Annotated in this window: 10 protein-coding genes and 1 pseudogene; 10 read left to right on the plus strand and 1 reads right to left on the minus strand. The window is 72.0% G+C overall.

Annotated features, from left to right (window positions below; translation table 11 throughout):
- The 3 genes from ACZ501_RS20985 to ACZ501_RS20995 all read left to right on the plus strand — a co-directional run bounded on the left by ACZ501_RS20985 (position 1) and on the right by ACZ501_RS20995 (position 1,131).
- Positions 1-198 carry a DUF4244 domain-containing protein gene (locus ACZ501_RS20985; protein WP_361602319.1) on the plus strand — a complete coding sequence of 66 codons (198 nt, stop codon included), beginning with the start codon at positions 1-3 and terminating at the stop codon, positions 196-198.
- Positions 185-574, plus strand: a complete 390-nt coding sequence (locus ACZ501_RS20990) for a TadE family type IV pilus minor pilin (RefSeq protein WP_468797242.1) — start codon at positions 185-187, stop codon at positions 572-574. Before ACZ501_RS20985 ends, ACZ501_RS20990 begins: the two co-directional genes overlap by 14 nt.
- Positions 575-660: 86 nt before the next feature.
- Positions 661-1,131 carry an Rv3654c family TadE-like protein gene (locus ACZ501_RS20995; RefSeq protein WP_468797245.1) on the plus strand — a complete coding sequence of 157 codons (471 nt, stop codon included), beginning with the start codon at positions 661-663 and terminating at the stop codon, positions 1,129-1,131.
- Here the strand turns inward: ACZ501_RS20995 and ACZ501_RS21000 are convergent.
- A pseudogene (locus ACZ501_RS21000) lies at positions 1,103-3,551 on the minus strand (DEAD/DEAH box helicase). The gene ACZ501_RS20995 and the pseudogene ACZ501_RS21000 sit on opposite strands and share 29 nt — an antisense overlap.
- An 82-nt stretch (positions 3,552-3,633) precedes the next feature.
- On the opposite strand from ACZ501_RS21000, the gene bldG reads away from it, so the two are divergent.
- The 7 genes from bldG (at position 3,634) to topA (ending at position 13,164) form a co-directional block, all read left to right on the plus strand.
- The gene (bldG, locus tag ACZ501_RS21005) at positions 3,634-3,975 is read left to right on the plus strand and encodes an anti-sigma factor antagonist BldG (RefSeq protein ID WP_361602310.1); all 342 of its coding nucleotides are present in this window, start codon (positions 3,634-3,636) and stop codon (positions 3,973-3,975) included.
- Positions 3,976-4,078: 103 nt separating this feature from the next.
- The gene (locus ACZ501_RS21010) at positions 4,079-4,519 is read left to right on the plus strand and encodes an ATP-binding protein (RefSeq protein WP_361602307.1); all 441 of its coding nucleotides are present in this window, start codon (positions 4,079-4,081) and stop codon (positions 4,517-4,519) included.
- A 298-nt stretch (positions 4,520-4,817) separates the two neighbouring features.
- The gene (locus tag ACZ501_RS21015) at positions 4,818-7,220 is read left to right on the plus strand and encodes a sodium-translocating pyrophosphatase (protein WP_468797248.1); all 2,403 of its coding nucleotides are present in this window, start codon (positions 4,818-4,820) and stop codon (positions 7,218-7,220) included.
- Positions 7,221-7,393: 173 nt separating this feature from the next.
- On the plus strand, positions 7,394-7,954 hold the full coding sequence (locus ACZ501_RS21020) for a small secreted protein (RefSeq protein WP_361602301.1): 561 nt from the start codon (positions 7,394-7,396) through the stop codon (positions 7,952-7,954).
- A gap of 261 nt (positions 7,955-8,215) precedes the next feature.
- Complete coding sequence (locus tag ACZ501_RS21025) at positions 8,216-9,730, plus strand: DUF7059 domain-containing protein (RefSeq protein ID WP_361602298.1); 1,515 nt, start codon at positions 8,216-8,218, stop codon at positions 9,728-9,730.
- A 126-nt stretch (positions 9,731-9,856) separates the two neighbouring features.
- Positions 9,857-10,054, plus strand: a complete 198-nt coding sequence (locus ACZ501_RS21030; protein ID WP_361602295.1) for a hypothetical protein — start codon at positions 9,857-9,859, stop codon at positions 10,052-10,054.
- 266 nt (positions 10,055-10,320) lie between these two features.
- Positions 10,321-13,164: a type I DNA topoisomerase gene (topA, locus tag ACZ501_RS21035; RefSeq protein WP_468797251.1), complete on the plus strand. Its 2,844-nt coding sequence runs from the start codon at positions 10,321-10,323 to the stop codon at positions 13,162-13,164.
- Positions 13,165-13,278 lie beyond the last annotated feature (114 nt).

Raw genomic sequence — 13,278 nt, forward strand, 5'->3', positions numbered from 1 at the left:
ATGAGGATCATCCTGAACCGTGTACGGGCGGTACTGAAGGGGCGTGGGGGAGACGCGGGAATGTCGACTTCGGAATACGCCATGGGCACGATCGCGGCGTGTGCGTTCGCGGCGGTCCTGTACAAGGTGGTGACGAGCGACGTGGTTTCGACGGCGCTCCAGTCGACCATCGGGAAGGCGCTCGATGCACCCTTCTGACCGAAAGCGGCCGGGATTCGGGGACCGATTCGGGGACCGCGGGTATGTGACGGCCGAAGCCGCCGTGATCATTCCGGCTCTGGTGCTGTTCGCGGCGCTTTTGGTGTGGGCGCTGATGGCGGCGGCGGCACAGATCCGGTGCGTGGACGCCGCCCGGGCCGGGGCCCGTGCGGCGGCCCGGTCCGAGCCCGCGGAGGCGGCGCTCGCGGCGGCCCGGGCGGCCGCCCCGGCGGGGGCGGACGTGGAGCTGGAGCGGTCCGGCGACCTGTGGCGGGTCCGGGTGGCGGCTCCGGCGCCGGGGCCGGCCGGGCTGCCAGTGCGGCTCGGGGCGCAGGCGGTGGCCCTGGCGGAGGACAGCGTGGGGCCGCCGCCATGAGCCGGGGCTGCGGCCGGGACCGGCACGCGGATGCGGCGCCGCCGCCTCGCCGATGCGGTGGGGCGCGGGATCGGGGGGCCGCGACGGTGTGGGCCACCGTGGTGGCCGCGGTGCTGGTGGCGGTGTTCGGGGGTGTGCTGCTGCTCGGTCAGGCCGTGGTGGCCCGCCACCGGGCGGGCGCGGCAGCCGATCTCGGAGCCCTGGCGGCGGCCGTGAGCTGGGTGCACGGCCCCGAGGCGGCCTGTGCGGCGGCCCGGCGGGTGGCTGCCGCCCAGGGGGCGGGACTGGCCGCCTGCCGGGTCGGCGGAGAGGTGGCCGAGGTCCGGGCGGGCGTCCGGACCGGCCCCTTCACCCCCGAGGTCACCGCCCGAGCGGGGCCACCGCTGGAGGCCACTCCCCGGGCGGGGCCTGCGGCGGGGGTTGCTGCCCGGGTGGGGCCTGCGGTGGAGGCCGTTGCCCGGGCGGGGTCTTCGGCGGGTGTCGGGGCCTCGGTGGGGTCCGTGGTCGCCGCCCCCGCCCCCGGGCCGGTCAGGGGGCGGTGGAGAGGAGGCGGGTGAGCAGGCGCACGGCGCCGCGCTTGTGGAGGGGGTCGTTGCCGTTGCCGCACTTGGGGGACTGGATGCAGGAGGGGCAGCCCGCCTCGCACTCGCAGGCGGCAATGGCGTCCCGGGTGGCGGTCAGCCAGGCCCTCGCCGTCTGGAAGGCCCGCTCCGCGAAGCCGGCGCCGCCCGGGTGGCCGTCGTACACGAAGACCGTGGGCAGCAGGGTGTCCGGATGCAGCGGGACGGACACCCCGCCGATGTCCCAGCGGTCGCAGGTGGCGAACAGCGGGAGCAGGCCGATGGAGGCGTGCTCGGCGGCGTGCAGGGCGCCGCCGAGGATCTCCGGGCTGATCCGGGCCTCGTCCAGCTGGTCCTCGGTCACCGTCCACCACACCGCCCGGGTGCGCAGCGTGCGCGGCGGCAGGTCGAGCTTGGCCTCGCCGAGGACCTCGCCGGTGATGAGCTTGCGGCGCAGGTAGGACACGACCTGGTTGGTGACCTCGACCGAGCCGAAGCAGAGCCGGGCCTCGCCCCAAGGGACCTCGGTCTCCGTCTCCAGGATGGCGATGGAGGTGGTGTCGCGGGCGGTGGTGGAGAACGGCGGGTCGGCCTCCTCCACCAGGGCGACGGAATCCTCCAGATCCAGGTGTTTCACCAGGTAGGTGCGGCCCTGGTGGAGGTGGACGGCGCCGTCGTGGACGGCCGTGTGGGAGGCGGACTCGTCCACGGTGCCCAGCAGCCGGCCGGTCGAGGCCTCCACGATCTGCACGGGACGGCCCCCGCCGCCGCGGATGTCGGTCAGGTCCGAGGCCCGCTCCCGGCGTGTCCAGTGCCAGGCCGTGGCGCGGCGCCGCAGCAGTTTCGCCGCTTCCAGCTGGGGCACGAGCTCGCGTGCGGACGGCCCGAAGAGGTCCAGGTCGGCTTCGGTCAGGGGCAGCTCGGCGGCGGCCGCGCAGAGGTGCGGGGCCAGGACGTACGGGTTGTCGGGGTCCAGCACGGTGGCCTCCACCGGCCGCCGGAACAGGGCCTCGGGGTGGTGGACCAGGTAGGTGTCCAGCGGGTCGTCGCGGGCGATCAGCACCGCCAGGGCGCCCTGGCCCGAGCGTCCGGCGCGCCCGGCCTGCTGCCACAGGGAGGCCCGGGTGCCGGGATAGCCGGTGATCAGCACGGCGTCCAGGCCCGCCACGTCCACGCCCAGCTCCAGGGCGGTGGTCGCGGCCAGCCCCAGCAGCTCCCCTGAGTGCAGGGCCCTCTCCAGGGCCCGCCGCTCCTCGGGCAGGTAGCCGCCCCGGTAGGCGGCGACCCGCCGGGGCAGGGACCGGTCCACCGCCGCCAGGCGCTCCTGGGCGATCACGGAGATCAGTTCGGCCCCGCGCCGCGACCGGACGAAGGCCACGGTCCGCACGCCCTGCACGACCAGGTCGGTCAGCAGGTCGGCGGTCTCGGCGGTGGCGGTCCGGCGCACGGGGGCGCCCTTCTCGCCCTTGAGGTCGGTCAGCGGCGGCTCCCACAGGGCGAAGACCACCTCGCCGCGCGGCGACGCGTCGTCGGTGATCTCGGTGACCGGCACCCCGGTCAGCCGGGACGCGGCGGCCGCCGGGTCACTGGCGGTGGCGGAGGCCAGCAGGAAGACCGGTTCGGAGCCGTAGCGGGCGCACAGGCGCCGCAGCCGCCGCAGGACCTGGGCGACGTGGGAGCCGAACACCCCGCGGTAGGTGTGGCACTCGTCGATGACGACGTAGCGCAGCGCCTTCAGGAAGGAGGACCAGCGGGGGTGGGAGGGCAGGATCCCCCGGTGCAGCATGTCGGGGTTGGTCAGCACGTAGTTGGCGTACTGGCGCACCCACTCGCGTTCCTCGACGGGCGTGTCCCCGTCGTACACGGCCGGGCGTACGGCGTTCTTCAGGGGCGCGGCCAGCGCCCGGACGGCCCGCCGCTGGTCGGCGGCCAGAGCTTTGGTCGGAGCCAGGTAGAGGGCGGTCGCACCCCGGCCGTTGGGTGCCTCGGCGCCGTCCGCGAGGGCGGACAGCACGGGCGCCAGGTAGGCCAGGGACTTCCCGGAGGCGGTTCCGGTGGCGACGACGACGGACTCGCCGTCCAGGGCGTGCTCGGCGGCCGCCGCCTGGTGTTCCCACGGATGGTCGATCCCGGCGTCACGGATCGCGGCTACGACATCCGTTCGGATGCGGTGCGGCCAGACCGCATGACGACCCGCCCTTGGGGGCAAGTGCTCCGTATGGGTGATGCGCGCAGCCCGGGAAGGCCCCCGTGACAGGCGGTCCAGGACCGTGCCGGGAGTGGGTCGGGGATCCGCGGGTTCCGTGGGCGGACCGGGGCGGTGGGTGTTGGCCATATGGAACCGAGTGTGTCACTGGCGTGCGGGACAATGGTCCCAAGGCGTCGTGCGCGCCTGCCGGTAAGTGATTGAATGCCATCGCGGCAGCCGATCCCCTCCCCTACCTTCGGGTGGGGAGGCCCCTGGGGGGCGCCGCTCGATAGCAAGGTGCTGGAGGATCCGTGGACCTGTCCCTGTCGACTCGCACTGTCGGCGACCGCACGGTCGTAGAGGTCGGTGGCGAGATTGATGTGTATACCGCGCCCAAGCTGCGCGAGCAGTTGGTGGAGTTGGTGAACGACGGCAGCTACCACCTGGTTGTCGACATGGAGCGAGTGGACTTTCTCGACTCCACCGGTCTCGGTGTGCTCGTGGGAGGCCTCAAGCGCGTGCGCGCGCACGAGGGCTCGCTGCGTCTGGTCTGCAACCAGGAGCGCATCCTGAAGATCTTCCGGATCACCGGTCTGACCAAGGTGTTCCCGATCCACACCACGGTGGAGGACGCCGTCCAGGCCACCGACTGACGTACGGCTCCGGTCACCGAGGAGCCGACGAGGAGCGGGGGTACCGGACCACGGTTGGTCCGGGCCCCTGTCAAGGCACGCCCGTAGTCCGAGGGGGACGCACATGGCCACCGTTGAACTGCGCTTCAGCGCCCAGCCCGAACACGTCCGGACGGCCCGCCTCGTCGCGGCCGCCGTGGCGCGCCGGGCCGGGGTGGAGGAAGCCGTCCTCGACGAGGTCCGCCTCGCCGTGGGCGAGGCCTGTTCCCGTGCCGTCGGACTGCACCGCAGCAACGGCCTCACCGCGCCCGTCCGGGTCGTGCTGACCGAGGAGGAGAAGCTTTTCTCCATCGAGGTCGGTGACGAGGTGCCCGGGCCGGCCGGCGGTTCCGCCGAGTCGGTGCCGGGTATCGCCGCCGTCCTGGACCCGGATGGGGGCGAGGAGGACGAGATGGGCCTCGCCGTGATCAGCGGGCTCGTCGACGACGTCTCCGTGACCAGTGGGGAATCGGGCGGAACGATCCGGATGAGCTGGCCCGTCGCCGCGGCCCCCGAGGTCTCGTAGCGGCCGTCCCGCCTTCCGTAGCGCCCGTCCAGCCGTATCTTCCGATCTTCATTCATTATTCGGATCTTTGTCGAGGCCCTGCTGAGCAGGGCCTTTTTCATTTTCCCGGGAAATCTTCTGAGTCGCTGAGTGGTCGTCAATGGTTTTGTCCCATTACTTCTTTCGGGGGTAATGGAGTGACGTGATCTATTGCTGAGGAGCAAGAGCACGCCAATTCCGTTTCACGCGCACTGTTTTGATCAGGTCCCGCTCCCTACAATCCGTCCACATCTTGAGCTCATCACGTCAAGGAGGACGAATGACGGGGCTCTTCACCCCTTTCGCTCCGGATCGCGCCCGTGATCTGGCAGCCGCAGTACTCACCGATGACAACCGCCTCATCGTGTTCGTCATCGCGGGCGTCGCCCTGGCGGCGCTCGTCGTCGCGCAGATCCTGGTCCGCCAGGTCCTCGCCGCGGACGAGGGCACCGACAGCATGAAGAAGATCGCCGCAGCCGTGCAGGAAGGCGCCAACGCCTACCTCGGCCGCCAGTTGCGCACCCTCGGCGTCTTCGCCGTCGTGGTCTTCTTCCTGCTCTTCCTGCTGCCCGCCGACGACTGGTCGCAGCGGGCGGGACGCTCCGCGTTCTTCCTCGTCGGCGCGATCTTCTCCGCCGTCACCGGCTACATCGGCATGCGCCTCGCGGTCCGCGCCAACGTCCGCGTCGCCGCGGCCGCCCGCGAGGCCACCCCGGCCGCGGGCGAACCCGCCAAGGACCTGACCGACGTGGCCCACAAGGCCATGAAGATCGCCTTCCGCACCGGTGGCGTGGTCGGCATGTTCACGGTCGGTCTGGGCCTGCTCGGCGCTTCCTGCGTCGTCCTGGTCTACGCCGCCGACGCCCCCAAGGTCCTGGAGGGCTTCGGTCTGGGCGCCGCCCTGATCGCGATGTTCATGCGCGTGGGCGGCGGCATCTTCACCAAGGCCGCCGACGTCGGCGCCGACCTGGTCGGCAAGGTCGAGCAGGGCATTCCGGAGGACGATCCGCGCAATGCCGCGACCATCGCCGACAACGTGGGCGACAACGTCGGCGACTGCGCGGGGATGGCGGCGGACCTCTTCGAGTCCTACGCCGTCACGCTCGTGGCCGCGCTCATCCTCGGCAAGGCCGCCTTCGGCGACCTGGGTCTGGCCTTCCCGCTCATCGTGCCCGCCATCGGCGTCATCACGGCGATGATCGGCATCTTCGCGGTCGCCCCGCGCCGCGCCGACCGCAGCGGGATGACCGCGATCAACCGCGGCTTCTTCATCTCGGCCGTGATCTCCCTCGCGCTTGTCGCGGTCGCCGTCTACGCGTACCTCCCGGCCACCTACAAGGAGCTGGTCGGCGTCGAGGACGCCGCCATCGCCAACCACAGCGGGGACCCGCGCGTCCTGGCGGTGGTCGCCGTCGCCATCGGCATCGTGCTCGCGGCCCTCATCCAGCAGCTCACCGGGTACTTCACCGAGACCAACCGCCGTCCCGTCCGGGACATCGGCAAGTCCTCGCTGACCGGTCCCGCCACCGTGGTCCTCGCGGGCATCTCCGTCGGCCTGGAGTCCGCCGTCTACACGGCGCTCCTCATCGGCCTCGGCGTCTACGGGGCCTTCCTGCTCGGCGGCACCTCGATCATGCTGGCGCTCTTCGCGGTGGCCCTGGCCGGCACCGGCCTGCTCACCACGGTGGGCGTCATCGTCGCGATGGACACCTTCGGCCCGGTCTCCGACAACGCCCAGGGCATCGCCGAGATGTCCGGTGACGTCGAGGGCGCCGGCGCCCAGGTCCTGACCGACCTGGACGCGGTCGGCAACACCACCAAGGCCATCACCAAGGGCATCGCCATCGCCACCGCCGTCCTGGCCGCGGCCGCGCTCTTCGGCTCGTACAACGACGCCATCACCAACGCGGTCAAGGAGGTCGGCGCCAAGGCCGGGGAGATGAACCTCAGCCTCGACATCGCCCAGCCCAACAACCTCGTCGGCCTGCTCCTCGGCGCGGCCGTGGTGTTCCTGTTCTCCGGCCTGGCCATCAACGCCGTCTCCCGCTCCGCGGGCGCCGTGGTCTACGAGGTGCGCCGCCAGTTCCGCGAGCACCCCGGGATCATGGACTACTCGGAGAAGCCCGAGTACGGGCGCGTCGTGGACATCTGCACCAAGGACGCGCTGCGCGAGCTCGCCACACCCGGCCTGCTCGCCGTGCTCACGCCGATCGCGGTCGGCTTCTCCCTCGGCGTCGGCGCGCTCGGCTCCTTCCTGGCGGGCGCCATCGGCACCGGCACCCTGATGGCGGTCTTCCTCGCCAACTCCGGTGGCGCGTGGGACAACGCCAAGAAGCTCGTCGAGGACGGCCACCACGGCGGCAAGGGCAGCGAGGCCCACGCCGCGGTCGTCATCGGCGACACCGTCGGCGACCCGTTCAAGGACACCGCCGGACCGGCCATCAACCCGCTCCTGAAGGTCATGAACCTGGTGGCCCTGCTGATCGCCCCGGCCGTCGTGCAGTTCAGCTACGGCGCGGACACCAGTGCGACCGTACGGGCCGTCGTCGCGGTGCTCGCGCTCATGGTGATCATCGGCGCGGTGTACGTCTCCAAGCGCCGCGGCATCGCCGTCGGCGAGGACGGCGGGAGCCAGACGGCCGAGCGGGCGGCCCAGCCGGCCGATCCGGCGGTGGTCTCCTGACCCTCCGGGGCACCTGAGTCCCGGCCCCACGGACCCCGTGGGCCGACCGGCTCGAAGATACGCCCGAACGGCGGACAGGCGGCGCGGACTGACGCGCCGTCTGTCCGCCTTTGTGCGTGCCCTGATGGTGGGCGTGTATCTTCCGGCCGAGAGCCTTCGAAGGGACCAATCCGGTGAACAAGAAGCTTGCGGCCGCGGTGTCCGGCGGTGCGGTACTGATGCTCGTCCTGTCCGGCTGCGGCGGTGAGGACGACGGCGACAAGAAGGCCGACGCCTGGGCCAAGAAGGTCTGCGACAAGTGGGAGCCCGAACTCACCAAGATCAAGACGACCAATGACGAGCTGAAGCGGGTGGCCAGCCAGAGCAGCAAGCCCGAGGAGGTCCAGCAGACCGACTCGGCGGCCTTCCAGACCCTCTCGGAGGCCTACAAGTCCATGGGCGGCGCCCTGAGCCAGGCCGGTGAACCGCCCGTCAAGGACGGCAAGCCCGCGGCGGATTCCGTGGTCAAGAGCTACGGCGAGATCTCCAAGAGCTACACCGAGCTCAAGACGAAGATCGACGCGCTCGACCCGAAGGACCAGAGCAAGTTCGCGGAGGGGCTCCAAGGGGTCGCCGGCGGACTCACCGAGGTTGCGGCCAACGAGACGGCGGCCAAGGAGAAGCTCAACTCCACCGGCCTGAAGGTGATCTACAGCCAGAAGGGCTGCCAGGTCACGGCACCCGGCAAGAGCTGACCTCGGTCTTCTTCCCGTCTGCGCCCGGCGCGCCCGGTGCCGCCCTCGGGCGGCCGCGGGCGGGACCAGGCCGGCGGGGGGCACCGGGCCGGCGGGCGGGACCGGGCCGGCGGGGGGCGTCCGGCCCGAACCCGCGCGCGCCGCTGCCGAGACGGCGGACGGCGCTCCGGGAACCCGGTCCGGCCGCCCGTCCGGCGTCCGAACGCGTACCGCGCGCCGGGGTTCGTACGGATCGACGGTGCCAGCGGCCACAATGGTCGGGTGAGTACCACCAGCCTTCCCAAGCCCGACCACGCCGCCGAGCTCCGCGAGGCCCTGCTCGCCGCGGGCTTCACCGCCGACGGACTGCTCGACCTGCTCGGGGCCCCCGCGTACGCCGCGCTGGCCCGCAGCGAGACGGTCCCCGCCCTGCGTGCCACCCGCGGGGCGGGCGCCGAAGCCCTCGCGAGCCTGACCCGGCTGTTCCTGCTCCAGCAGCCCGAGCCCTACGTGCACGCCGCTGCCGCGCTGCCCGTCGAGGCCGCCCTCGCCGACGGATGGCTGCGCCGGGAGGGCGACGAGGTGCACGCCACCGTCGACGTCCGCCCGTACGGCGGGCCCGACGGCGAGGACTGGTTCATCGTCTCGGACCTCGGCTGCGCCGTCGGCGGTGCCGGCGGGATCGGCAGCCGCGAGGAGGGCGTGGTGCTCGGCGTCGGAGGCGCCTCCACCACCCTGGCCGGGATCACCGTGCCCCTCCCCGTCGGCTCGGCCCTCGACCTCGGGACCGGATCCGGCATCCAGGCGCTGCACGCCGCCCAGCACGCCACCCGCGTCACGGCGACGGACGTCAACCCGCGCGCCCTGGAATTCACCCGTCTGACGCTGGCGCTGTCCGGGGCACCGGAGGCCGAACTGCTCGCCGGCTCGCTGTTCGAGCCCGTCGGCGACGCCACGTACGACCTGATCGTGTCGAACCCGCCCTTCGTGATCTCCCCCGGTGCGCGGCTCACGTACCGGGACGGCGGCATGGGCGGCGACGACCTGTGCCGGACCCTGGTCCAGCAGGCGGGAGCCCACCTCAACCCGGGCGGCTACGCGCAGTTCCTCGGCAACTGGCAGCACGTGGAGGGGGAGGACTGGCGCGACCGGGTCCGCTCCTGGGTGCCGCGCGGCTGCGACGCGTGGATCGTGCAGCGTGACGTGCAGGACGTGACGCAGTACGCGGAGCTGTGGCTGCGGGACGCGGGCGACCACCGCACCGACCCCGCCGAGTACGCGCGGCGATACGAGGACTGGCTGGACGAGTTCGAGGCCCGCAAGACCAAGGCCGTCGGCTTCGGCTGGATCACGCTGCGCCGCACGGACGCGGCCGAGCCGTCGGTCGTTGCCGAGGAGTGGCCGCACTCGGTGGAGCAGCCGCTCGGGGAGACGGTGCTCGCGCACTTCGCCCGCCAGGACTACCTGCGCGACCACGACGACGCGGCCCTGCTGGCGGGGTACTTCCGGCTGACTGCGGAGGTGGTCCAGGAGCAGGTCGGCGCGCCGGGCGCGGAGGACCCCGAGCACGTGGTGCTCCGGCAGAACCGGGGCATGCGCCGCGCCACGAAGGTGGACACGGTCGGCGCCGGCTTCGCCGGAGTGTGCGACGGCTCACTCAGCGCGGGCCGGATCCTCGACGCGATCGCGCAGCTGATGGAGGAGGACCCGGTCGTCCTGCGGGACCGGACCCCGGAGGCGATCCGGATGCTGGTCGAGCAGGGGTTCCTGGAGCCCGTCCAGGGGCCGGCCCGCTAGCCGGCGCGCCGTCGGCACCGTGATGTAACCCGGGGTTCGCCTGCCGTACCCCCTCGGGTGGCAGGCTCCTCGGCAGCGGGGGATCCGGGGGGATCCCCGAGCGGCCCGGGGGAAGTGGGGAACGGCATGGAACGCGGTCCGGCGATCTTCGCAGGGGCCGTGTTCCTGCTGTTCGGAGCCGCTCTGCTGGTCTGGACGGGGGCGCGCGCCCGGCGCGGCGCGCCGGTGGCCGAGGGCGTGCGCCCCGTCGTGGCCGTACCGCTGGCCGTAGCGGCCGGTGCGGCCTCGCTGGCCCTCGGAGTCTGGTGCCTCCAGCGGTTCTGAAGCGGGAACCGGGGATGATCTCCATCCGGTGTGAAACCCGACGTCGCGCGGGGTGCGGAGGCGGGGCCAGACGGCCCCCGGGCCACCCTGGCCGGTGACCGCGAAGGTCCCGGCGCGGCATCCGGGCGGCAGAAATGGCACTTGTCGGGTTACCGTTCGAGTGGCCGTTGCGGGCTTGTGCCGTTTGACACGGGGGCGGGTTGTACCGTCACACTCCGCAGCGTCGCCGTACAGCGACCGAGTGCCGACCGGAGAGAAGAGCCAAGTTGTCCCCGACTAGCGAGACCGCAAAGGGCGGCCGCCGACTCGTCATCGTCGAGTCCCCTGCCAAGGCGAAGACGATCAAGGGCTACCTCGGCCCGGGATACGTCGTCGAGGCGAGCGTCGGGCACATCCGCGACCTCCCCAACGGCGCGGCCGAGGTCCCCGACAAGTACACGGGTGAGGTGCGCCGCCTCGGCGTGGACGTCGAGCACGACTTCCAGCCGATCTATGTCGTCAATGCGGACAAGAAGGCGCAGGTCAGGAAGCTCAAGGACCTGCTCGCCGAGTCCGACGAACTCTTCCTCGCCACCGATGAGGACCGCGAGGGCGAAGCCATCGCGTGGCACCTGCAGGAAGTCCTCAAGCCCAAGGTCCCCGTCCACCGGATGGTCTTCCACGAGATCACCAAGGACGCGATCCGCGACGCCGTCGCCAACCCGCGCGAGCTGAACCAGCGCATGGTCGACGCCCAGGAGACCCGACGCATCCTCGACCGCCTCTACGGCTACGAGGTCTCGCCGGTCCTGTGGAAGAAGGTCATGCCGCGGCTGTCGGCCGGCCGCGTCCAGTCCGTGGCCACCCGCCTCGTCGTCGAGCGTGAGCGCGAGCGCATCGCCTTCCGGTCCGCCGAGTACTGGGACCTGACCGGAACCTTCGGTACCGGTCGCGCCGGTGACGCCTCCGACCCGTCGAACCTGGTCGCCCGCCTGAACGCGGTGGACGGCAAGCGCATCGCCCAGGGCCGCGACTTCGGTGCGAACGGGCAGCTCAAGAGCGAGGTGCTGCACCTCGACGAGGCGAACGCCCGGGCGCTCGGCGCCGCGCTGGCCGAGACCTCGTTCGCCGTCCGCTCGGTCGAGTCCAAGCCGTACCGCCGCTCCCCGTACGCCCCGTTCCGCACGACGACGCTCCAGCAGGAGGCCTCGCGCAAGCTGGGCTTCGGTGCGAAGGCGACGATGCAGGTGGCGCAGAAGCTGTACGAGAACGGCTTCATCACCTACATGCGTACCGACTCCACCACGCTCTCCGACACCGCGGTGTCGGCGGCGCGGGCGCAGGTCACCCAGCTCTACGGGGCCGCCTACCTGCCGGAGAAGCCGCGCGTCTACGCCGGCAAGGTCAAGAACGCGCAGGAGGCGCACGAGGCGATCCGGCCCTCGGGTGATCGTTTCCGCACCCCCGCCGAGACAGGTCTGACCGGCGACCAGTTCCGCCTGTACGAGCTCATCTGGAAGCGGACCGTCGCCTCCCAGATGAAGGACGCGACCGGTAACTCCGTCACCGTCAAGATCGGTGGCCGGGCCTCGGACGGCCGCGACGCCGAGTTCTCGGCCTCCGGCAAGACGATCACCTTCCACGGCTTCATGAAGGCGTACGTGGAGGGCGCGGACGACCCGAACGCCGAGCTCGACGACCGCGAGAAGCGCCTGCCGCAGGTCGCCGAGGGCGACGCGCTGACGGCCGAGGAGATCACCGCGGACGGCCACGCGACCAAGCCGCCGGCCCGCTACACCGAGGCCTCGCTGGTCAAGGAGCTGGAGGAGCGGGAGATCGGCCGCCCGTCGACGTACGCGTCGATCATCGGCACGATCCTCGACCGCGGTTACGTCTTCAAGAAGGGCACGGCGCTCGTGCCGTCCTTCCTGTCGTTCGCCGTGGTGAACCTGCTGGAGACGCACTTCGGGCGGCTCGTCGACTACGACTTCACCGCCAAGATGGAGGACGACCTCGACCGCATCGCGCGGGGCGAGGCCCAGTCCGTGCCGTGGCTGAAGCGGTTCTACTTCGGCTCGGAGGAGGCCACGGAGGTCGTACCGGCCGACGGCGACCACCTCGGCGGCCTGAAGGAGCTGGTCACGGACCTCGGCGCGATCGACGCCCGGGAGATCTCCTCCTTCCCGGTCGGCGACGGCATCGTGCTGCGCGTCGGCCGCTACGGGCCGTACGTGGAGCGGGGCGAGAAGGACGCGGAGGGCCACCAGCGCGCCGACGTACCGGACGACCTGGCTCCGGACGAGCTGACGGTGGAGTACGCGCAGGAGCTGTTCGCGAAGCCGAGCGGCGAGTTCGAGCTGGGCGCCGACCCGGTCAGCGGCAACCAGATCGTCGCCAAGGACGGCCGCTACGGGCCGTACGTGACGGAGATCCTGCCCGAGGGCACGCCGAAGACGGGCAAGAACGCGGTGAAGCCGCGGACGGCGTCCCTGTTCAAGTCGATGTCCCTGGACACGGTCACCCTGGACGACGCCCTCAAGCTGATGTCGCTGCCGCGCGTGGTGGGCACCGACGCCGAAGGCGTGGAGATCACGGCCCAGAACGGCCGCTACGGCCCGTACCTGAAGAAGGGCACGGACTCGCGGTCCCTGGAGACCGAGGACCAGCTGTTCTCGATCACCCTGGACGAGGCCCTGGCGATCTACGCGCAGCCGAAGCAGCGGGGCCGGGCCGCGGCCAAGCCCCCGCTGAAGGAGCTGGGCACGGACCCGGTGAGCGAGAAGCCGGTGGTGGTGAAGGACGGCCGCTTCGGGCCGTACGTGACGGACGGCGAGACGAACGCGACGCTGCGGCGGGACGACGACGTCGAGACGATCACGCCTGAGCGGGGTTACGAGCTGCTCGCGGAGAAGCGGGCCAAGGCCCCGGCGAAGAAGACCGCGAAGAAGGCGGCTGCGAAGAAGGCACCGGCGAAGAAGGCGACGGCGACGAAGACTGCTGCCGCCAAGAAGGCGACGGCGACGGCGACCAAGACTGCTGCCGCGAAGACGGCGGCGGCGAAGAAGACGGCCGTGAAGAAGACGACCGCGGCGGCGAAGAAGTCCGCGGCGGCCGCCCCGGCGGACGAGTAGTCCCCTGCCGGACCCGGCACGAGGGCCCCGCGCGAGCCGCGCGGGGCCCTCGCCGCGTCCGGCCTCGCGGGGTCCGGTCTCGTCGGGGTTCGGGGGCCGGAGCCCGGACCGCGC

This window comes from Streptomyces sp. NPDC034085 (genome assembly GCF_055575555.1).